This is a genomic window from Mesorhizobium sp. M0207 (assembly GCF_040321995.1).
GTDB lineage: Bacteria > Pseudomonadota > Alphaproteobacteria > Rhizobiales > Rhizobiaceae > Mesorhizobium.
This window is the reverse complement of record NZ_JAMYSQ010000004.1, coordinates 35,817-57,011: the sequence shown is the minus strand read 5'-3', so window position 1 is coordinate 57,011 and position 21,195 is coordinate 35,817. Positions and strand designations below refer to the sequence as shown.

General features: G+C 63.5%; 14 protein-coding genes. 8 read left to right on the top strand and 6 right to left on the bottom strand.

Translation table 11 applies throughout. The annotated features are described in order from the left end of the window. The first annotated feature begins 262 nt into the window (after positions 1–262). Both acs and NKJ15_RS08340 read left to right on the top strand, forming a co-directional pair. The gene (gene acs / locus NKJ15_RS08345; protein WP_352814798.1) at positions 263–2,218 is read left to right on the top strand and encodes an acetate--CoA ligase; all 1,956 of its coding nucleotides are present in this window, start codon (positions 263–265) and stop codon (positions 2,216–2,218) included. Next, positions 2,218–2,961 carry an MOSC domain-containing protein gene (locus NKJ15_RS08340; protein WP_352814796.1) on the top strand — a complete coding sequence of 248 codons (744 nt, stop codon included), beginning with the start codon at positions 2,218–2,220 and terminating at the stop codon, positions 2,959–2,961. Before acs ends, NKJ15_RS08340 begins: the two co-directional genes overlap by 1 nt. Here NKJ15_RS08340 and NKJ15_RS08335 read toward each other — a convergent pair whose 3' ends face one another. From NKJ15_RS08335 to NKJ15_RS08325, 3 genes are all read right to left on the bottom strand, one after another. After that, on the bottom strand, positions 2,962–4,230 hold the full coding sequence (locus NKJ15_RS08335; protein WP_352451225.1) for a class I SAM-dependent methyltransferase: 1,269 nt from the start codon (positions 4,228–4,230) through the stop codon (positions 2,962–2,964). It abuts the gene before it with no gap. A 387-nt stretch (positions 4,231–4,617) separates the two neighbouring features. Beyond that, positions 4,618–5,979 (bottom strand): pilus assembly protein TadG-related protein, encoded by a 1,362-nt coding sequence (locus NKJ15_RS08330; RefSeq protein ID WP_352814794.1) that lies wholly within the window; start codon positions 5,977–5,979, stop codon positions 4,618–4,620. Between the two features lie 328 nt (positions 5,980–6,307). After that, positions 6,308–7,177 (bottom strand): transglutaminase-like domain-containing protein, encoded by an 870-nt coding sequence (locus NKJ15_RS08325; protein ID WP_352814792.1) that lies wholly within the window; start codon positions 7,175–7,177, stop codon positions 6,308–6,310. Between the two features lie 178 nt (positions 7,178–7,355). Here NKJ15_RS08325 and NKJ15_RS08320 point away from each other — a divergent pair, with 178 nt between their 5' ends. Next, entirely contained in the window at positions 7,356–8,027 is a 672-nt protein-coding gene (locus NKJ15_RS08320; protein ID WP_352814790.1) for an HAD-IA family hydrolase, read from the top strand. A gap of 17 nt (positions 8,028–8,044) precedes the next feature. Here NKJ15_RS08320 and NKJ15_RS08315 read toward each other — a convergent pair whose 3' ends face one another. Next, a complete protein-coding gene (locus NKJ15_RS08315) occupies positions 8,045–8,257 on the bottom strand; it encodes a DUF1674 domain-containing protein (protein WP_352451229.1) in 213 nt (70 codons plus the stop codon). 115 nt (positions 8,258–8,372) lie between these two features. Here NKJ15_RS08315 and htpX point away from each other — a divergent pair, with 115 nt between their 5' ends. The 5 genes from htpX to purH all read left to right on the top strand — a co-directional run bounded on the left by htpX (position 8,373) and on the right by purH (position 14,648). Next, positions 8,373–9,386, top strand: a complete 1,014-nt coding sequence (htpX, locus tag NKJ15_RS08310; protein ID WP_352451230.1) for a zinc metalloprotease HtpX — start codon at positions 8,373–8,375, stop codon at positions 9,384–9,386. Then, positions 9,383–9,709, top strand: a complete 327-nt coding sequence (locus tag NKJ15_RS08305) for a hypothetical protein (RefSeq protein ID WP_352451231.1) — start codon at positions 9,383–9,385, stop codon at positions 9,707–9,709. Before htpX ends, NKJ15_RS08305 begins: the two co-directional genes overlap by 4 nt. Continuing rightward, positions 9,706–11,052, top strand: coding sequence for an RsmB/NOP family class I SAM-dependent RNA methyltransferase (locus NKJ15_RS08300; protein WP_352814787.1), 1,347 nt, complete (start codon positions 9,706–9,708; stop codon positions 11,050–11,052). Before NKJ15_RS08305 ends, NKJ15_RS08300 begins: the two co-directional genes overlap by 4 nt. Positions 11,053–11,198: 146 nt before the next feature. After that, positions 11,199–12,947, top strand: coding sequence for a heparinase II/III family protein (locus NKJ15_RS08295; protein ID WP_352814785.1), 1,749 nt, complete (start codon positions 11,199–11,201; stop codon positions 12,945–12,947). An 84-nt stretch (positions 12,948–13,031) separates the two neighbouring features. Beyond that, positions 13,032–14,648, top strand: a complete 1,617-nt coding sequence (purH, locus tag NKJ15_RS08290; RefSeq protein ID WP_352814783.1) for a bifunctional phosphoribosylaminoimidazolecarboxamide formyltransferase/IMP cyclohydrolase — start codon at positions 13,032–13,034, stop codon at positions 14,646–14,648. A 37-nt stretch (positions 14,649–14,685) separates the two neighbouring features. Here purH and NKJ15_RS08285 read toward each other — a convergent pair whose 3' ends face one another. After that, complete coding sequence (locus tag NKJ15_RS08285; RefSeq protein WP_352474669.1) at positions 14,686–16,062, bottom strand: MFS transporter; 1,377 nt, start codon at positions 16,060–16,062, stop codon at positions 14,686–14,688. Positions 16,063–16,251: 189 nt separating this feature from the next. Continuing rightward, positions 16,252–21,072: an NAD-glutamate dehydrogenase gene (locus NKJ15_RS08280; protein WP_352814781.1), complete on the bottom strand. Its 4,821-nt coding sequence runs from the start codon at positions 21,070–21,072 to the stop codon at positions 16,252–16,254. Positions 21,073–21,195 lie beyond the last annotated feature (123 nt).

Genomic DNA, 21,195 nt, shown 5'->3' with positions numbered 1-21,195 from the left:
TGCACCCCATTTGCTTATTCGTCTATTGATATTTCTGCGATCAAACCAGATTCCTCCCGCAAAAACATGCGCTTAGCAGCCGCCTCACGAGAGTGCTGACACCGCCCGGCAAGGCACCTGCGGCATCCCGCCGCGCGAATCCAACGTCTAATGTTGCCGTCACCGCCGAACTGTTAATAATGCGCGCGAATTCGCGGCCGCATCGCCGCGATCCTGCCGGCGGTCAAGCCGGCGGTTTGGTTTTGGGGAGGAAGGCGAAGAAATGTCCGATGTTCATGTCCATCGCGTCCAGCCGGCGTGGAAGAAGAACGCGCTGATTGACAATGACACCTACCTGAAATGGTACGCCGACAGCGTCAAGAACCCGGACAAGTTCTGGGGCAAGCACGGCAAGCGCATCGACTGGTTCAAGCCCTACAGCAAGGTCAAGAACACGTCCTTCGACGGCAAGGTTTCGATCAAATGGTTCGAGGATGGCCAGACAAACGTTTCGTGGAACTGCATCGACCGGCATCTGAAGAAGCGCGGCGAACAGACCGCCATCATCTGGGAAGGCGACAATCCCTACGACGACAGGAAGATCACCTATAACGAACTTCACGCACGTGTCTGCCGCCTCGCCAATGTGATGAAGAAGCACGGCGTCAAGAAGGGCGACCGCGTCACCATCTACATGCCGATGATCCCGGAGGCCGCTTATGCGATGCTCGCCTGCACGCGCATCGGCGCCATTCATTCGGTTGTCTTCGGCGGCTTTTCGCCGGATGCGCTGGCCGGACGCATCGACGACTGCAAGTCGACCTTCGTCATCACCGCCGACGAAGGCCTGCGCGGCGGCAAGACTATCCCGCTGAAGGAGAACACCGACAAGGCGATCGAGATCGCCGCCAAGGCCGGAACGAAAGTCGAAAAGGTCTTGGTCGTGCGCCGCACCGGCGGCAAGACCGGCTGGGCCGCCGGGCGCGACGTCTGGTACCATGACGAGGTCGCCACGGTTAAGGCCGAATGCAAGCCCGAGAAGATGAACGCCGAGGACCCGCTGTTCATCCTCTACACATCCGGCTCGACCGGCAAGCCGAAGGGCGTGCTGCACACCACCGCCGGCTATCTCGTCTATGTCTCGATGACCCACCAATATGTCTTCGACTATCATGAGGGCGATATCTACTGGTGCACCGCCGATGTCGGCTGGGTCACCGGCCACAGCTATATCGTCTACGGGCCGCTCGCCAACGGCGCCACCACGCTGATGTTCGAAGGCGTGCCGAACTACCCGTCGCAGTCGCGTTTCTGGGACGTGATCGACAAGCACAAGGTCAACATCTTCTACACGGCGCCGACGGCGCTGCGCGCGCTGATGGGCGCCGGCGATGCCCATGTCACCAAAACGTCGCGCAAGTCGCTGCGCGTGCTCGGCACCGTCGGCGAGCCGATCAATCCGGAAGCCTGGAAGTGGTATTTCAACGTCGTCGGCAACGGCAAGGTGCCGATCGTCGACACCTGGTGGCAGACCGAGACCGGCGGCATCATGATCACGCCGGTTCCGGGCGCCACCCACCTCAAGGCGGGTTCGGCGACGCGGCCCTTCTTTGGCGTCAAGCCGCAGCTGGTCGACGCCGACGGCAAGGTACTGGAAGGCGAAGCCAGCGGCAATCTTTGCATTGCCGACTCATGGCCGGGCCAGATGCGCACCGTCTATGGCGATCACGACCGCTTCGTGCAGACCTATTTCTCGACCTACAAGGGCAGGTACTTCACCGGCGACGGCTGCCGCCGCGATGCTGACGGCTACTACTGGATCACCGGCCGCGTCGATGACGTCATCAACGTCTCCGGCCACCGCATGGGCACCGCCGAGGTCGAATCGGCGCTGGTTTCGCATGAGAAGGTCTCGGAGGCCGCCGTCGTCGGCTACCCGCACGATATCAAGGGCCAGGGCATCTACTGCTATGTCACGCTGATGGCCGGCGAGACGCCAAGCGAGGAATTGCGCCAGGAGCTCGTCGCCCATGTCCGCAAGGAGATCGGCGCCATCGCTTCGCCCGACAAGATCCAGTTCGCGCCCGGCCTGCCGAAGACCCGTTCCGGCAAGATCATGCGGCGCATCCTGCGCAAGATCGCCGAGGATGATTTTGCCGCGCTCGGCGACACCTCGACGCTCGCCGACCCGGCAGTCGTCGACGACCTGATCGCCAACCGGCAAAACAAGAAGGGCTGATGCAACCCGCATTGGGCGCCGTCACCGAGCTTTGGCGCTATCCCGCGAGCTCGCTCGCCGGCGAGTTTCAGGAGGCGATCTCCGTCGACTGGTATACCGTCGAAGGCGACCGCCTGTTTGGTCTTGTCGATACCTCGACCGATGAAATCGCGCGGCCCGACCGCGAAGCGAAATGGCACAAGGTGCCCCGCATCCGCACCCGGCTGTCGCAGGCCGGCAGGCTGGAGGTCGCCATCCCCGACGGACGCTGGCTTTCGGCACCTGGCGCGCAAAGTGATCGCGCGGTTTCCGCGTATCTCGGCTTTGCGGCTTCCATCCGGCCGTTCCGCCGGGAAAATGCGGCTCCGGATTACCTCGGCCCCCTGCTGACGGAACGCTACGTCAAAACCCCTATTCATCTGCTGACCACCGCCTCACTGGCGCGTTTGAAAGTGCTGCATCCAGAGGGCGCCGCCGACGCGCGCCGCTTCCGCCCCAACATCGTCGTCGATATGCCAGAGGTCGAGGGGTCGTTCCCCGAGACGGAATGGATCGGGTGCAAGCTGGCAATCGGCGACCTGCTCCTGACCATCTCCGAGCCGTGCCGCCGCTGCGGCTTCACCATCATTGGCCAGGACGGGTTCGATCACGACCCGGCAATCCTGCGCAGCCTGGTCCGCCACAACGCCCATAACCTCGGCGTCTACTGCACCGTCGACCGACCGGCCCGCGTCGAGATCGGCGCCACGATGCGCCTCCTGTAGCTATCGATACAAATCCGCCCGCGTCGGCGGCAGGCCGCTCGGGCCGCGCGCGCGCCTGGTGACAACGGTCTGGAAGACCTGCGCCGAGGCGCGTTCGAAGGTGATCGAGCAACCGGTCAGATAAAGCAGCCAGAGCCGCGCCTTGGCTTCGCCGACCTCGGCGATGGCTTCGTCGAAGCGTGCGTGGAGACGCTCTGCCCATAGCCTGCAGGTGCGCGCATAGTGCTCGCGCAAGTTTTCGACGTCGTAGACGAGGAAGCCGTGCGCCTCGAGATTGCCGAGCGTCATGCCGATCGTATCGAGTTCGCCGCCCGGAAAAATGTATTTGATCAGCGCCTTGAATTCCGGCCCCTTGCGCAGCGTCTTCTTCAAGCTGCCCTTGTCGCGCCGGGTGATGGCGTGGTGCAGATAGATGCCGCCGGGCTTGAGCAGGCGATGGATCCTCGAGAAATAGGCCGCATGGTTGGCAAGCCCCAGATGCTCGAACATGCCGATCGAGGAGATCTTGTCGAAGGAGCCGGACAGCTCGGCATAGGACTTGATCTCGATGGTGATGCGGTCCTCCAGCCCGGCGGCGCGGATGCGTTCACGGGCGAGTTCGGTCTGTGCTTCCGATAGCGAAACGCCGTGGCCGACGACGCCATAATTCTTCACCGCATGGATGAGCATCGCTCCCCAGCCGCAGCCGATGTCGAGCAATCTGTCGCCGGGCTTCAGGCGAAGCTTGCGGCAGATATGGTCGAGCTTGTCTCTCTGGGCCTGATCGATATCGTTGGCGAAATCCTTGAAGTAGCCGCAGCTATAGACCATGCGCTCGTCGAGGAAGAGCCGGTAGAATGCGTTGGAAATGTCGTAATGATGCTGGATCGCCTCCTTGCTCGAACCGCTGACGAAAGGATTGCGGCCGGAAAGATCGGTTCGCGTCGTCATCTGTTTTCGCGAAAACAGCACCGCCGGCAGGTCGCGCAGGATCGCCAGCTTCGGCAATGTCTTGAGCTTCGTCCTGAGCTTGCCGTGCGTGGGCAAGGCGTAGAAATCGAACAGCGATCCGTCTTCGACGTCGACCGCCTTGGCAATCCACATCTCGATCAGCGTCGATAAAGAGGGCCGACGTACGATCTGCCAGACGATGTCCTGGTCGTTGATAGTGAGCACCGGGCCGGTAGCCGGGCCGATCCGCTCGCCTGTCCACAGCCTCACCGCGAAACCCGGCTTCAGCGTTTCGATGACCGTCCGAACAATCCGGGCCGCTCTCTCGGCTGCCTCCATCCCCGTCCTCCCTTACCCGGCAAATAACGGCCCGGAACAATCGCGGCTCGATCTTGCCTGCCCGATCGGCCGGCCGCAAGCCGCCCGAGTGCACAAGCACGCTTGTTCAGGATTTTCGAGTGCCGCGCCTTGCCATTTGCCGGATGACACCCCATCATGAGGAAGTGTTCAACAAATCGAAAGGAGGTGATCCGATGTCGAGTGATTTCGTTTTCCAGAACGTGGCCTCAGCGGATCGCACTTTCGGGAAGCAGTCTTCCCGTTAAGGCGCGAGATGCGCGGCTGGCGACCAACCGTCGCCGCCAGGAGCCGCGCCATGGACGGAAACACGGAAGGCCGCCGACTTCGCGAGAAGCGGCGGCCTTTTCCTTTTTGGGCTGTTGTCCCTTATTTGGTTACGGTCAACATCTCGACGTTGCGGGCTATGTCCTGGAAAGCCTGGTTGAGTTCGGTTCCATTGGCAGCTTGGTAGAAGTGCTTGATCTTGGCGGTGTCCGGGCTCGCGCAATCCTGGAGCGTGGCCTTGGCATTCGTTTCGTTTAGGTCAAACCCAATAGTGAAGATCTCGATGCCGTTGTCGCGCATGGCAGCGCAAAGTTTCTTGGCGGCCGTGCGGGTCGGCTCCTTGCCGGCGTCATTGTAGACGTCGCTCACCGTGCTCGCATCGAAGTAGGACAGGTTGAATTCGCCGTCGGTCATCAGGATCGCGATTTTGGCGACCTTTCTTGGATCCATCTTGGCTGGCCGCTGCGAAGTCCTCATGATGCCCCCCCAGTTCTCCGAGAGCATGTACCAGGTCCACTGCACGCCGATATGGCCGGCAGTGCCGCCGGAGGCGACGAAATTCTTGATGACAGTCTTGAGCGCCGTCGCATCCGCCGTCAGCGGCATCAGCGTGGCGGCCGGGCAGGCGGCGGTGCCGGTTTGCCAGGCGAAGGACGACAGCAGGTAGTCGCGGTTGACCATGCTGGCGCCGGGGCCTGCGTCCGAATATTGGTAGGTCCCCTTGCGTTCGGTGGCGCAATTGTCAGGACGGATGAGCCCCGAGACATACTGCACAGCGTCATTGGCCGGCGCCTGTTTGCGTTGGCTGGCGGTGGTTTCCACATAGACGCTGCTGGCGGCAAGTGTACCGGCATTCACCGAATTGGCATAAGGTACGATGGCAACCCGCACGCGCGGTTTGGAGGTGTCCTGACCGCCCAGAAAACTGTCGACGGCATTCGCCGCAGCCGTCCGCAGATCGATGATTTTCTGGCCTGCCATCGAGCCGGTCACATCGAGCATCATCGCGACTTCGATCTGCTTGTCCGAATAGAGAGCCGTCGTCGATGCGGGAACGCGCTGCATGCTACCCGTGCTGAAAAGCGGGAAATAATAGCTGACATTGACATGAACGTCCGCCTGAACGGTCCTGGCGGTCTGGTCGACGGTCAGTTTGTCGAGAACGATCTGATTGTCCTGCAGGATACCCGCCGTGCTGTTGGCATCGAGAAAGGCCTGCACCGATTTGCTGGCTTCGGCCTCGCTGATGACGCCGGTCGTCAGGTCGCGGGCCGTCGAGGTGACCGCAGCGTCGACGACGCCTTGCAGGCTCGATTTCACATTGTAGAGTTGGGATACGTTGACGGCAAAGCCGACACTCAGCGCCAGTACTGAGCCGATTATACCAAACAGGACCGCGAAATTTCCGCTGCGATCCCCGGCAAAGCCGCCGATCGCCTGAACAAGACCCCCGAAACGCCGCATTCCTTCCGCCTCCATTCGCTACAGCCTGCAGCTGTCCGAACGCGCATTGCAGGAATCCGGCCGGATCGCGCCGCCGGGCGCGGGAAAGCGAGCGGCCCCCGCTCAGGCCATTGTTTCCAAACGGTTTCGAGCGGCGACAAGGTAAACAGCGGGTAAACGAAAGCCGCGTCGGCACGGCTTTGTTCAAAAAGCGCTTACCAAGATTCGGGCTCGCAATTCGAGACGGCTGGACTTCGTCCCAATCCGGTACAGACGAGATGTATCGAACAGGATCAGTGCTGCCGCAGTGGCGGCAGGTGGAAATCCGGACTGCGAATGTGTCCGAAGATCAGGCCAGCATCCGTGCGCTGACGGTCTTGTCGACGCCGCGATAGGGCGGCTTGAACAGATTGCCTTCCTGCTCGTGGGTCCAGACCTTGAACAGGCTGAGCCGATGCGGGCCGAAACTGTGCAGCAGCGGCACGTCGGTGGCGTCGCGGCCGCGGGCTATGACGACGCGGCCGATCCTCGGCACATTGTGGCGAGGATCGAAGGTGTACCATCTGCCGTCGAGGAACACTTCCACCCAGGCCGAGAAATCCATCGGCGCCGGATCGGCGGGCACGCCGATATCGCCGAGATAGCCGTTCACGTAGCGGGCCGGGATGTTCATGCAGCGGCAGAGCGTGATCGCCAGATGGGCAAAGTCGCGGCAGACGCCGACGCGCTCCTCATGCGCCTGCGCCGCCGTGCGGGTCGAGCGCGCATAGCCGTAGCCGAAGGACAGGCGGTTGTGGACATAGTCGACGATCGCCTGCACCCGCGCCCAGCCCGGCGGAAGCTGGCCGAAAAGTTGCCAGGCCAGGTCGCCGAGATGGTCGGTCTCGCAGTAACGGCTGCCGAGCAGATAGCCGAGCACCTCGTCCGGCAATTCGGCAACCGGGACTTCCCCGGCCAGCGTGCTGACTTCGTCCATCTCGCCGCTGTCCTCGACCACCGCGTCATAAAGGATGCGAAAGCTTCCGGCCGGAGCCGTGAAGCGGCGGCAGCTATTGCCGAAAAGATCGTGGTAGACCCTGGTCGGAACCGACGGCGACGTCAGCACGCGCGTCTGCCGCTTGATGTCGGCCTGGCGATCCCGATGGATCTCGAGCAGCGAAACAATCGGCGTGGCTGCAGCGCATTCAATGGCAATTTCATAGCCGAGCCTGATCAGCATCGCCGTCCCCCTACGATCGTCATGGAAGATAGTGGTGGTCAACGCAGGAGAGTGTGCGGCGGTTCCTTGCAAACGTCGAAAACGACGCCTCGCGGCTTCCCATACGGACGCGGCAACGTTACGGTCGATCGACACGCGTCTTTTGACATAATCCCTCCAAGATGACCCGGGAAAGCCGATGTTCGCAGGCAGAAAATTCGCGGCCTTACTGTTCGATATGGACGGCACGATTCTCAATTCGATCGCCGCGGCGGAAAGGGTCTGGGCAGCGTGGGCGCATCGGCAAGGTCTTGACGTCGCCGCATTCCTGCCGACCATCCACGGCGTGCGGGCGATCGAGACCATCGGCCGGCTGGAGCTCCCAGGCGTCGATCCTGCCCGCGAAGCCGAATCGCTTTTGCAGGCCGAGGCGGCCGATGTCGAGGGCATTCGCCCGATTGCCGGCGCCGCGGCCTTCTTGGCGTCGCTGCCGCCTGGAAGCTGGGCGATCGCCACTTCGGCACCGCGCGAACTTGCCTTGCTGCGCCTGCAGGCCGCCGGCATTCCGGCTCCCGCCGTGATCGTCGCGGCGGAGGACGTGGCTCGCGGCAAGCCGGCGCCCGACTGCTTCCGGCTGGCGGCCGCACGGCTCGGCGTCGATGTGCGCGACTGCCTCGTCTTCGAGGACGCGCCGGCCGGCATAGCGGCAGCCGAAGCCGCGGGCGCTGCAATCGTGGTGATCAGCGCCACGCACCGGCATCCGTTGCAGACGCCGCATGCCGCCATCACCGGCTATGGCGCGATCGGCATCGCCGTCGATGACAACGGCTGGATTGCCATCGAAGCGGAACGGACCGCACAGCCTGCTTAACTAGCATCCTGCTTGCGCTAAAAGTCGCTGGTCAGGCCCTTGACCTCCCAGTCGCCATAGCGGCCAGGCTCCTTGCCGCCGCGCCCGCCGATCTCCCTCGGCAGCGTGGCTTCCTGCTCGCGATATTTCTCCCGCCGGGCCTCGGCCTCGACCAAGGCGCGCCTGGCTGCCGGGGTCAGCGGCTTTTGCGGCGAGCCGTTAGCATGCGTTTGGCTGGTTTTGTCGATCATGCGATCTTCCGCTAGATTGAAACAGGCCCGATTGAAACGGGAACGGCTGTTTCCCATCATATAGCGATGCGCCCACAAGGATCGACCCCTTTGTTGGGCCCAAATGGAGCAGACGATGAACACCCTTCGCACCGCCATGCTTTTGGCCGCAATGACGGCCCTGTTCATGGGCGTCGGCTATCTGGTCGGCGGATCCGGCGGCATGATGATCGCCTTGCTGATTGCCGCCGGCACCAATTTGTTCAGCTATTGGAACGCCGACAAGATGGTGCTGTCGATGCACCGTGCGATCGAAGTCGACGAACGCAACGCGCCTGAATATTACGCCATCGTGCAGGGTCTCGCCCAACGTGCCGGCCTGCCGATGCCGAGAACCTATCTCATCGACAATCCGCAGCCCAATGCCTTCGCCACCGGCCGCAATCCGCAAAATGCCGCTGTCGCCGCCAGCACCGGCCTGCTCGAGCGGCTATCGCATGAAGAAGTCGCGGCGGTGATGGCGCACGAGCTCGCCCATGTGCAGCACCGCGACACGCTGACCATGACGATCGTCGCCACCTTTGCCGGCGCAATTTCGATGCTCGGCAATTTCGCCTTCTTTTTCGGCGGCAACCGCGACAACAACAATTCCTTCGGCATCGTCGGCGTGCTGGTGGCAATGATCGTCGCGCCTTTGGCCGCCATGATCGTGCAGATGGCGGTGAGCCGCACCCGCGAATATGAGGCCGACCGGCGCGGTGCCGAAATCTGTGGACACCCGCTGTGGCTCGCCTCGGCGCTTGACAAGATCGCGCGGGGCGCCGAACGCATCCGCAACCCGGATGCCGAGCGCAATCCGGCAACCGCCCATCTCTTCATCATCAATCCTCTTTCCGGCGAGCGTATGGACAGTTTGTTTTCCACTCACCCGAGCACAGAAAACCGCATCGCCGCGTTGCAGAGGATGGCGAGCGAAATGGCCGGCGCACCCGAAGCGGCCGCGACGCCAAGGCCGGCGCCGGAAGCGACCGGGCAGCCGTCTGGTCCGTGGGACAGGGCCGCGCGGCCCGAGAGGCCGGCTGAGCCGGCCAAGCCGAGACCCAATCCCTGGGGACGCAATCCGACCGGCCCCAAAGGTCCGTGGTCGTGACGAGCGCGACAGACAAAAAAGGCGGGATCTCGCTGGCGGAAATGCGCGATCTTTGTGCAAGGCACTGGAACCCTATCGGCATACCGATGGCGAGCATAGCAACATCAAGTGACCTGGGCTTTCGCCCACTTCCTGAAGATGAATATGACACCTATCTCCGCCACATCGTCCGACTTGTCGGGGATGGTGCATCTCCAAAGCAAGTCGCGGACTATGTCGGCACGGTTGAGAAAGACTACATTCAGGTGATCTCACCCCTAGGAAGTAAAGAAGATTTTGTCAGCGCCATATTTAAACTAGTCAACCGATCGCCGACACAATGAGGCCAACTCACAGTGAGGCTTCAGAAGCTCGCGGTCTCGCCGCGCGCAAGGCAGCCGCGCGGCTGCTTGCCGCTGTCATCGACGCGAGGACGCCGCTCGACGGGCTGACCGACCATGAGAACGGCCATCCACAATACAAGGCGCTCGACCTGCGCGACCGCGCTTTGGTGCGCGCCACTCTGGTCACCGCCCTGCGCTACCGCATGACCATATCAGGCCTTCTGGCCCGTCGCCTGGAAAAGCCGCTACCGCCCAACGCCACGGCGCTTTCGCACATTTTGCATGTGGCGGCAGCGCAGATCCTGTTCCTCGATGTTCCCGACAGCGCCGCCGTCGACCTCGCCGTGACACACGCCAAGTCCGATCCGCGCACGGCGCGCTTTTCCGGCCTCGTCAACGGCGTGCTGCGCACGCTGGCGCGGGCCAAGCAGGACGAGCTCGCCGCAGCACTTGCCGCTACCGACGAGGCGCCAAAATGGTTTTCCGACCGTTTGAAAACAGTCTACGGCCTCGACAAGGCCAGGCAGATACTGCTCGCCCATCGCCATGAGGCACCGGTCGATTTCTCGGTCAAGTCGGACCCGGCGCTGTGGGCCGAACGGCTCGGCGGCTTTGTCCTGCCGACCGGCACGGTGCGGGTGGAAAAGCTCAGCGCTTCCGTGACCGAACTGCCCGGCTTTGGGGAAGGCGCCTGGTGGGTTCAGGATGCAGCGGCCAGCCTGCCGGCCCGGCTGTTCGGCGACATCAATGGTTTGCGAATCGCCGACCTCTGTGCCGCGCCGGGCGGCAAGACCGCCCAGCTGATCCTCGCCGACGCCCACGTCACCGCGCTCGACATGTCCAAAACGCGGCTGGCACGGCTGACGCAGAACCTCGAACGGCTCGGTCTGGCCGCCGAGATCGTCCAGGCCGATCTGCTCAAATACGAGCCGAAGGACCTCTTCGATGCGGTCCTCCTCGACGCACCTTGCTCTTCGACCGGCACGGTGCGGCGGCATCCCGACGTCCCCTGGACGAAGACGGCGGCCGACGTCGAAAAACTGGCCAACCTGCAACGCCGGCTGCTTGCCCGCGCCGTCACCCTGGTCAAGCCTGGTGGACGCATCGTCTTTTCCAACTGTTCGCTCGATCCACTGGAAGGCGAAGAGCTCTATCGCGACTTTCTCGCCGGCAATGCGGAGATTGTCGACGACCCGCTTCGGCCGGGTGAGATCGCCGGCATCGACCCGTTTCTGACGCCGCAAGGCACGTTGCGCACCACGCCTGCCGATCTGGAGCTAGGCTCGCCGGGCCGCTCCGGGCTGGACGGCTTCTTCGCCGCCCGCATGCGCAGAGCCGGCTAAGGGCCGATCTTGAAGCGCCGTCCGGCTTCTTGGGGCGAGGAGGCATGGAAAACAGGCTGAACGGCCCCACTGCCGCGGAATTCGCCTTCGCACAAGTTCTTGAATCATATAAACTTGTGCCTGGGTGAGGACGATCAGGAGGGGTTTTGGCAATCGCTGCCGGTAACACGACGCGTCTGTGGACGCTTGTCGCGAGGGAGTTCTGGCGCAAGACGCGCCGGCGCTTGCGCGCCGGGCCACTCTATCGCTGGCGCTACTCAGGCCGCACGCCGGAGCGCGTCCTGATCGCCCCACCGGACCTGCGGCTCGCCGATCCTCAGATCGCGCTCGAGATCTATTACAGCCGCTATCCGCTTTCGGGGCATCTGGTCGAGACCGGCGGCAAATCGCCCTTCCAGATCGACGTGCCCAATCCCGGCTGGCAAAAAACGCTGCATGGCTTTCGCTGGCTGCGGCATATGCGTGCCGCCGGCACCGAGCTAGCCGCCGCCAACGCGCGGGCGTTGGTTTCCGACTGGATTGCAATCCATGGCAGCCATATTTCCGGCGTCGCCTGGGAGCCCGGCACGACGGCCAAGCGTGTCATTGCCTGGCTGCAGCATTCCTCGATCGTGTTGCAGGGCGCCGAATTTCCGTTCTACCGCGCGTTCTTGAAATCGCTCGCCGTCCAGATCCGCTATCTGCGCGCCATGGTGCGCGAGATGCCGGACGGCAAGGACCGGCTGCGCGCCCGCATTGCGCTGGCCTTTGCCGCTTTGTCGCTGCCGGCGCCGGCCTCGGCGCTACGCGGTGCTACCCGCAATCTCGCCGAGGAGCTCGACCGCCAGATCCTGCCTGACGGCGGCCATATCTCGCGCAATCCGATGGCCGTGCTTGAAATCCTCGCCGACCTTCTGCCGTTGCGCCAGACATACGCCAATCAGGCCGAGACACCGCCGGCCGCCCTGATCGGCGCAATCGACCGGATGCTGCCGGCATTGCGCTTCTTTCGCCATCAGGACGGCAGCCTTGCCCGCTTCAACGGCATGGGCGCCACCATTCACGACCGTATCGCCAGCATCCTGCATCACGACGACACCGCCGGCGCACCGTTGCTGCACGCGCCGCATTCGGGTTATGAGCGCCTGTCGATGGGCGGTGTCACTGTGATCGCCGATACCGGCCCGCCGCCCCCTGTCGACGTATCCAATGCCGCTCACGCCGGATGCCTCGCCTTCGAATTGTCGTCGGGCCGCCAGCACTATATCGTCAACGCCGGAATAGACACTTATGGCGCCGCCGAGTTCCGGCCGCTTGCCCGCGCCACCGCCGCCCACTCGACCGCCACCATCAACGACACGTCGTCGGCGCGCTTCAATCACTCCTTGCGCGTCAACGACCTGCTCGGCACGCCTTTGATCGGCGGGCCGCAGCATGTGCCTTGCAAGCGCACCGACCAGAAGGGCAGCCAGGGCTTCATCGCCCGCCATGACGGCTATGCAGCGCGCTTCGGCTTCCTGCATGAGCGCGAGCTGAAATTATCGACCGAAGGCAATGTGTTTGCCGGCAGGGACCGTTTCCTGCGCCCGGGCGGCGCTTCTATCCGCAACAATGGCCGTGACTTCGTCACGGTGCGTTTCCATGTCCATCCCGATATTAGCCTGCTCCAGGATGAGCATGACCGTCTGGTGCTGGCCGCCGACCATGCCGACACCTGGGTGTTTACCTCTACCGAAGTGGTGCCCGAGGTCGAGGAATCGATCTATTTCGCAGGGCTTGGCGGCCCGCGCCGCAGCCGCCAGATCGTGCTTGCGTTCAAGGCCTCGGAAATTTCGGAGGTCCACTGGCAATTGACGCGCACCATCATCGCCGGCCGTCCGGAAAAAGCTGAAGCCGGTGGCAACGGCAGACACTGATCAAGTCTTGCGGCTTGATTTCCGGGCCTCATATGCTACGGCCCGCGGACGCTCTCCAACCAGAACTGGAAAGGCCGCCAGCCCATGGCCGTCGCCGCCAAGAACATTCCCGCGCCCGACCTTGTACCCATCCGTCGCGCGCTCCTTTCCGTCTTTGATAAGACCGGCCTGATCGATTTCGCCAGGGCGCTGGCTTCGGCCGGCGTCGAGCTAGTCTCGACCGGCGGCACCGCAAGGGCGCTTGCCGAGGCAGGCATGGCGGTGCGCGACGTGTCCGAGCTCACCGGCTTTCCCGAGATCATGGACGGCCGCGTCAAGACGCTGCACCCGTCGGTGCATGGCGCACTGCTTGGCGTGCGCGACGATCCCGAGCACGCCGCAGCGATGCGCGACCACGGCATCGAGCCGATCGATCTCGTCGTCTCCAATCTCTATCCGTTCGAAGAGGTGCGTCGCTCCGGCGCCGACTACGCGGCTATCGTCGAGAACATCGACATCGGCGGCCCGGCGATGATCCGTGCCTCGGCCAAGAACCACGCCTATGTCGGCATCGTTACCGATCCCGATGACTATGCCTCGGTGCTCAACGCGCTGGAGATGAATTTCGGGTCGTTGTCGCTGGATTTCCGCAAAAAGCTGGCAGCCAAGGCCTTTGCCCGCACCGCCACCTACGATGCGGCGATCTCGGGATGGTTCGCCGAGGCGCTTGAGATCGAGCATCCGACATGGCGCGCCTTCGGCGGCAAGCTGCAGTCGGTGATGCGCTATGGCGAAAACCCGCATCAGGGCGCCGGCTTCTATGTCAACGGCGACAGGCGGCCGGGCGTCGCCACGGCGCGCCAGCTTCAGGGCAAGCAGCTTTCCTACAACAACATCAACGACACCGACGCTGCCTTCGAGCTGGTCGGCGAGTTCGACCCGTCGCGCTCCGCAGCAATTGCCATCATCAAGCACGCCAACCCGTGCGGCGTCGCTGAGGACGCTTCGCTGCAGGCGGCCTATGCCAAGGCGCTGGCCTGCGACCCGGTCTCGGCCTTCGGCGGCATCGTCGCCATGAACCGCATCCTCGATGCCGGAACCGCCGAAGAGATCGTCAAGACCTTTACCGAAGTGATCATCGCACCGGAGGCGTCCGAAGAAGCAGTCCGCATCATTGCCGCCAAGAAGAACCTACGCCTGCTGGTCACCGGCGGCCTGCCCGACCCGCGCGCAGCGGGCCTTGGCTTGAAATCGGTTGCTGGCGGTTTGCTGATCCAGGGCCGCGACAACGCGGTGGTGGATGACCTCGAGCTGAAAGTGGTGACCAGACGCGCTCCGACGCCGGCAGAATTGGCCGATCTGAAATTCGCTTTTCGCGTGGCAAAGCACGTCAAGTCGAACGCCATCGTCTATGCCAGGGATGGCGCTACAGTCGGCATCGGCGCCGGCCAGATGAGCCGGGTCGATTCCTCGCGCATCGCGGCGCGCAAGGCGCTCGACGCCGCCGAAGCTGCCGGCCTGACGGAGCCTTTGACCAGGGGCTCGGTCGTCGCCTCGGATGCCTTTTTCCCGTTCGCTGATGGGCTTTTGTCGGCAATCGAAGCCGGCGCCACAGCCGTCATCCAGCCCGGCGGCTCGATGCGCGACGACGATGTCATCGCCGCCGCCGACGCTCACGGCATTGCCATGGTCTTCACCGGAGTGAGGCATTTCCGGCATTGAACGCGTTACCCCCGCTGCGGGAGAAGGCAAGAGCAGCTCACTCCGCCGGCCGATCCGCCGGATAGGGCGTGCCGATCAGGATCGCCATGCCGGCGCCAAGGAACAGCACGATCGCCGCCATGCCGAGCCGCGCCGAGCCGCTGGCCAGGGTGATCGTGGCCACCATGAAGGGTGCGGCAAAACTGGTTGCCCGGCCGGCCAGCGCATAGATGCCGAAATAGCGGCCCGATTCGGCAGCGGAGACGCTGCGCGCCATGTAGGAGCGCGACGATGCCTGCACCGGCCCGAAAGCAAGCCCGATCAGCAGGCCGTAGAAAATGTAGGCTTTTTCCGCCGCCGTGCCGAACAATCCGCCGCCGTCCAGTCCGGGCATCACCCAGGCGCCGAACAGCGTATAGCCCGGGCCGGTCGAGACGATGCCGAGCGTAGCGATGCTTAGCATGACCAGCGAAATCATCACTATGGTCTTGGAACCCAGTGCTGTGTCGAGGCGTGCGGCAACCAGGCAGCCGACGATGGCAACGACGTTGAGGATGATGCCGAATAGGCCGATCTCGGTAATCGACCAATGGAACATTGCTGCCGCAAACGTTCCGCCCAGCGCCAGCAGTGCATTGACGCCGTCCTGATAGATCATGCGGGCGACGAGAAAGCGAAAAATGCCGCTGCGCTTGCGCACTTCGGCCAGCGTCGACTTCAGTTCCGACAGGCCTTCGCGCACCGCCGGCCCGATTGGAATGCCTTTGATCGCATCAGGCGTGAAGAAGAACATCGGCAGGATGAACAGGAAATACCAGGCCGCCGACAACGGTCCGGTGGCGCGCGCGTCCTCGCCGAGCCTGGGGTCGAGGCCGAAGATCGGGTCGAGCCCAACGACGGTCTTGCCGGTTTCAGGCGAGCCGGCCATGACGGTAACGACGAAGATCAGTGCGATCATGCCGCCGAGATAGCCGAGTCCCCAGGCCATGTTCGAGATCCTGCCGATGTCGCTCTTCGGCACCAGGCGGGGCATCATCGAATCGTTGAACACAGTCGAGAATTCCGCCGCGACCGACGCCAGCGAGAACAACGCCACGACCAGAAAAAGATTAGAGCCGGGCGCGGCGAACCACAGCAGGGTGAGGCAGGTGATTTTAACCGCGGCGAAGAAGGCTATCCACGGTTTGCGTGGTCCAGTCTGATCGGCGATCGAGCCGAGGACCGGCGACAAAACGGCAATGACGACGCCGGCGGCGGCAATGCCGTAGCCCCAGGCCGCTTGCCCGGTCTCTGGATTGCTGGCCATGCGCGAGACGAAATAAGGACCGAAGATGAAGGTGGTAACGACCGTGAAAAACGGCTGTGCCGCCCAGTCGAACAGCATCCATCCCCAGATGCCGCGTCCCGATGCCCGCTGCACTGCCATCTCAGCCATGTCCCCTCCGCTGGAGCTTGCTCCATGCCGATCGAATCGGAATGATGCTCCGTCTTGTTGTTGAGCACGATCTTGTCCAAAAGCCGATCGTCACTTTTTGGGATCATGCTCCGGCGCCCCCCAACGCAGGGCGCCGTTCGCTCAATAGCGCAGTTCTTCCCGGCAATCCCGCGCGATGTGGAAGACGTCTCACAGCCCTGTCAGATCGCTCATCAGGCCGGACGCCACCGACAGCCGCGACACGGTGATGTCGCCGCCCTCGGTCAGAGCCTGCAGCCGCTCGCGGATGCGTCCGACCCGTTCGCCGCCCGCCTCCAACCATGCTGTCACCGGATCCGCCGCCTCGGCATGACTGGTGAGTGCCGCCACCGCGATGCCGCGCCTGGCCGCGCCGATTGTGTCGGTGGCGCGCGAAAGCGCCAGTTGATCGTAATAATCCGAGGGCGTGATCGACCGCGCCGCATCTTCGACGCGCGGTATGCGGAAGACATCGCTGACTGCAAAAAACGCCTTGGCGGCAGCGACGATGCCGGCAGTTGCCGTCCGCGCCGTCAGCGCAATGTCGGGGATGAGTTCCGCCACATCGGTCAACGCCAGTTGCTCGGCCAGGCTCTCGGGCGCGCCGCCCTTCGACAGACTGTGCCGCCGCTCCTCGATCCGCTCGCGCGAGAAGGCCGGCAACAGCGCAACGAGCTTCGGCTCCAGCGCCTTGCGCGCATCCTGCAACTCGGTGATCCGCTGCCCGAGCGGTGCGGTGCCGGCATCGTTCTTCAGGTGCCAGCCGCTGGTCACATAGATCAGCCGGCTGACCGCCTGATAGAGGTCGAGCTGGATCTGTCCGTCGATCCGGTTGTCGAGCGCGTCGATCTGGCGATAGAGCGCCGGCAGCGCAAAGCCATCCCGCACCACGGCGAAGGTGCGCACGACATCGGCGGCACTGCGCCCGGTCGCTTCCTGCAGCCTGTTGACGAAGGACGGGCCGCCGCGATTGACCAGGTCATTGGCGACGGCACGGGCGATGATCTCGCGGCGCAGGCGATGGCCGTGGATTTCCGCCGCATATTTCTTTGCCATGCGGTCGGGAAAGTAACCCATCAGGTCGCGGTCGAAATGCGGATCGTCCGGCACGTCGCTGGCGACGATATCGGAAAACAGCACGATCTTGGCATAGGCAAGCAGCACGCCGAGCTCGGCCCGGGTGAGCGGCTCGCCGCGCGCTTCGCGCTCGGCAAGAGCCGCCGGCGACGGCAGCGTCTCGACGGCACGGTCGAGCAGCCCGCGCGCCTCGAGCGCCTCCATGAAGCGGCTCTGATGGGCAATGTCGGCAAGGCCGCGCTTGCGAGCAAGGGACAGCGCCAGCGTCTGCTGGTAATTGTTGGACAGCACCAGGGCGCTGACCTCGTCGGTCATCTCGGCCAGCAATTTGTTGCGCGACGGCCGCGTCAGCGAACCCTTCCGCATGGCGGAAGCCAGCGCGATCTTGATGTTGACCTCGACGTCTGAGCAGTTCACGCCGCCCGAATTGTCGATCGCATCTGAGTTGCAGCGGCCGCCATTCAATCCGAATTCGATGCGCGCCCGCTGTGTGACGCCGAGATTGGCGCCTTCACCGATGACCTTGGCACGCAGGTCGAGCGCGGCGATGCGGATCGCGTCATTGGCACGGTCGCCGACGTCCTGGTTGGTCTCGCCCGATGCCCTGACATAGGTGCCGATGCCGCCGAACCACAAAAGATCTGCCGGCGCCTTGAGGATGGCACTCATGATCTCGACCGGCGTGGCCGTTATCTTGCCGAGGCCGATAGCTGCAGCCGCGGCGGCCGGCAAGGTGATCGACTTCTGGCTGCGCGAGACGATGATGCCGCCTTCGGACAGCTTCGTCTTGTCGTAATCCTGCCAGCTTGAGCGAGCGAGAGCGAACATACGCCGGCGCTCGGCCATCGAAGCGGCCATGTCGGGATCGGGATCGATGAAGATGTCGCGATGATCGAAGGCGGCGATCAGCCGGGTCTGCTCCGACAGCAGCATGCCGTTGCCGAACACGTCGCCCGACATGTCGCCAACGCCGACGACGGTGAACGGCGTGGTTTGGATGTCGCGGTTCATCTCGCGGAAATGCCGCTTGACCGCTTCCCAGGCGCCCTTGGCGGTGATGCCCATCTTCTTGTGGTCGTAGCCGGCCGAACCGCCGCTGGCGAAAGCGTCGTCGAGCCAGAAGCCGTGCCTTTCGCTGATGGCGTTGGCGATGTCCGAGAAGGTCGCCGTGCCCTTGTCCGCGGCGACGACGAAATACGGATCATCCTGATCGCGCCGCACGACGCCGGCTGGCGGGATGACGCCATCCAGCCCGATATTGTCGGTGATCGACAACAGGCTGGAAACGTAATTCTTGTAGGCGGCCATGCCGGCCTCGAAAATTGCGTCGCGCCCGGCGCTCATCGGCAGCTTTTTCGGGTAGAAGCCGCCCTTGGCGCCAACCGGCACGATCACCGCATTCTTGACCTGCTGTGCCTTGACCAGGCCGAGCACCTCGGTGCGATAGTCCTGCGCACGGTCCGACCAGCGCAGGCCGCCGCGCGCGACCGGGCCGAAGCGCAGATGCACACCCTCGACCTCGGAGCCGTAGACGAAGATCTCCCGCCATGGCCGCGGCGCCGGCAGCCCGTCGACCGATTGCGAATCGAGCTTGATCGCCAGCGATTGGCCTTTCTGTTTCGTATCGGCAACGAAATGATTGGTGCGCAGCGAGGCTTCGATCAGGTTCAGATAACGGCGGATGATGGTGTCGTCGTCAATGTTGGGAACGTCTTCCAGCGCATCCGTGATCTTGGCTTTCAGATGTTTGGCCTGAACGACGCCTTCCGTCTCGGCCGTCGCGCCGAGGCGGGCGACAAACAGCGCATGCAGGTCGCGGGCGATCTCGGGATAACGGTTGAGCGCGGCGGCGATGAAATCCTGGCTCTGCGGGATGCCGGCCTGCTGCAGATAGCGGCCATAGGCGCGCAGGACGGTGATCTCGCCCGACCACAGGCCGGCGGTCTGGGCAAGGCCGTTATAGCCGTCATTGTCGACATCACCGCGCCAGACGGAAAGGAACGCATCCTCGAACAGCGCGCCGCCATTGCCGAGGTCGATCGGCCTGCCGTAGCTGTTCTCGAGTTCCATGTCGTGGATGAAGACCATGCCGGGCTGATCACTATTGATCATGCCGGATTGATTGTCGCCGACCTCGAAAGTGCGCTCGCTGATGACGCGGAAACCGATGTTTTCCAGCACGGGAACGCGCCGCGACAGCGCCACCGGGCTGCCATGGTGATAGATCTTCAGCGCCGCCTGATGCGGCTTCTGGTCGGCGTGACGGTAATAGTCGATGGCGATCGGATTTGACGCATCGAGCTTGGCGATGCGCCCGGCATCGGCCAGCGCCACGCCCGGCCGAAAACTGTCGCGATAGCTTTCCGAAAAACGCGAGGCGATGGCCGTGAGTCTCGCATCGGCGCCGGTCTCGGTCGCGGTCTCGCGCAGGGCATCGTCCCAGGTCCGTACGATGTCGCGGATCGCCGCCTCGATCGTTGCCTGCTCGACCTTCGGCGTCTTGCCGCCGGAGCGGCCGATGATGAAATGGACGCGCGCCAGCCCGCCTTCCGGGAAGGCCGGGTAATAGGCGGACAGCCGGCCTTCGAAGACGGTCTTCAGATAGGTGCCGATCTTCTCGCGCACGACGCTGTCGTAGCGGTCGCGCGGCACGAAGACGAGCACGGAGACGAAGCGGTCGAACTGGTCGACACGCACCAATGCCCTGACGCGCGGCCGCTCGATCAAGCCCAGTATGGCTTCGGCATGCTTGCGCAGGATCGGCACCGGAACCTGGAACAGCTCGTCGCGCGGATAGCTCTCCAGCACGTTGATCAATGCCTTGCCGGAATGGTCGCTTGGATTGAAGCCGGATTTGGCGATGACGGTTTCCGCCTTCGAGCGCAGATAGGGGATTTTCATCACCGAGCGCGTATAGGCAGTCGAGGTGAACAGGCCGACGATACGGAGCTCGCCCGAAAGCACGCCTTTGCCGGTGTAGGTCTTGACGCCGATGTAGTCGAGGTAGATGCGGCGGTGCACCGACGACTTGGCGTTGGCCTTGGTGACGATCAGCGGTTCCGGCCCATGCAGGAAGGCACGGATTTCCGGCGTCGTGCTTACCGCTTCGGTGCCGCGCCTGAGCACCAGCACGTCGGGATCGGAAAGGATGCCGAGGCCGGGCTTTTCGGCGCGCTCGAGCATGCCGCTCGTCTCGCCGCCGGTGTAGTTGAATTCGCGCATGCCGAGAAAGGTGAAATTGTCGTCGCGCAGCCATTCGAGGAAGGCGATCGCCTCGGTGACATGGGCCTTGTCGAGCGGCACTGGGGAGTAGCGGAATTCCGAGATCGCCTGGTCGAGGCGGGCAAGCATCGGCTTCCAGTCGGTGACGGCGGCTCGCACCTGGCCGAGCAGCTTCGTCAGGCGTGCGGCCAGGCCTTCGGCCTGCTCGGCCGAAAGGCGGCCGATATGGACATGGATGACGCTCAGTCGGTCATGGCTGTGGTCGCCCTTGGCATAACCGCCATCGCCGAGGATTTCCTCGACGCCGTTCTTGCCGTGCCTGACGACTATGACTGGATGGGTAACCAGCAGCGGCTCGCCGGCGCTTTCTGTAATCTCGCCGAGGACGGAATCGAACAGGAACGGCATGTTGTCGTTGACGACAGTGATCACCGTCATCGGCCGGCCCTGGCGGACGACACCGGAATCGACGTCTATGGCAACGACGCAGTCGTCCTTCTTGTGCCTGGCCACTGCGCGGCCGGCGAGTTCGGCAGCGCGTTCGAGATCGATGACGTCGTAGGCGGCGACATCTTCGGCCGGAGCTCGGGCCAGCAGGTAGTCGGCAAGCCTGCCGGGCTTTTCACCACCCGCGGCTTCACCCCTCGTCAGGCCGGCTTTTTTCAACCGGCTCGCTGACTTTACGCTGGCCATGAGTCCCTCCCGTCACATGTTTTTGCGGCTATGCTAACAGATGACGGGTATTTGGCGACAAAGGTTTGACGGCTTGCGACGAAATGTCGGAATTCACCGGCAGCCTGGCGAAAAAGAGGAGAG

Coding starts and splice junctions, on each gene's coding strand:
- htpX (WP_352451230.1), top strand. CDS start 8,373: ATGAACACCCTTCGCACCGCCATGCTTTTGGCCGCAATGACGGCCCTG.
- NKJ15_RS08315 (WP_352451229.1), bottom strand. CDS start 8,257: ATGATCGACAAAACCAGCCAAACGCATGCTAACGGCTCGCCGCAAAAG.
- NKJ15_RS08280 (WP_352814781.1), bottom strand. CDS start 21,072: ATGGCCAGCGTAAAGTCAGCGAGCCGGTTGAAAAAAGCCGGCCTGACG.
- NKJ15_RS08335 (WP_352451225.1), bottom strand. CDS start 4,230: ATGGAGGCAGCCGAGAGAGCGGCCCGGATTGTTCGGACGGTCATCGAA.
- NKJ15_RS08300 (WP_352814787.1), top strand. CDS start 9,706: ATGAGGCCAACTCACAGTGAGGCTTCAGAAGCTCGCGGTCTCGCCGCG.
- NKJ15_RS08325 (WP_352814792.1), bottom strand. CDS start 7,177: ATGCTGATCAGGCTCGGCTATGAAATTGCCATTGAATGCGCTGCAGCC.
- NKJ15_RS08340 (WP_352814796.1), top strand. CDS start 2,218: ATGCAACCCGCATTGGGCGCCGTCACCGAGCTTTGGCGCTATCCCGCG.
- acs (WP_352814798.1), top strand. CDS start 263: ATGTCCGATGTTCATGTCCATCGCGTCCAGCCGGCGTGGAAGAAGAAC.
- NKJ15_RS08330 (WP_352814794.1), bottom strand. CDS start 5,979: ATGCGGCGTTTCGGGGGTCTTGTTCAGGCGATCGGCGGCTTTGCCGGG.
- purH (WP_352814783.1), top strand. CDS start 13,032: ATGGCCGTCGCCGCCAAGAACATTCCCGCGCCCGACCTTGTACCCATC.
- NKJ15_RS08320 (WP_352814790.1), top strand. CDS start 7,356: ATGTTCGCAGGCAGAAAATTCGCGGCCTTACTGTTCGATATGGACGGC.
- NKJ15_RS08285 (WP_352474669.1), bottom strand. CDS start 16,062: ATGGCTGAGATGGCAGTGCAGCGGGCATCGGGACGCGGCATCTGGGGA.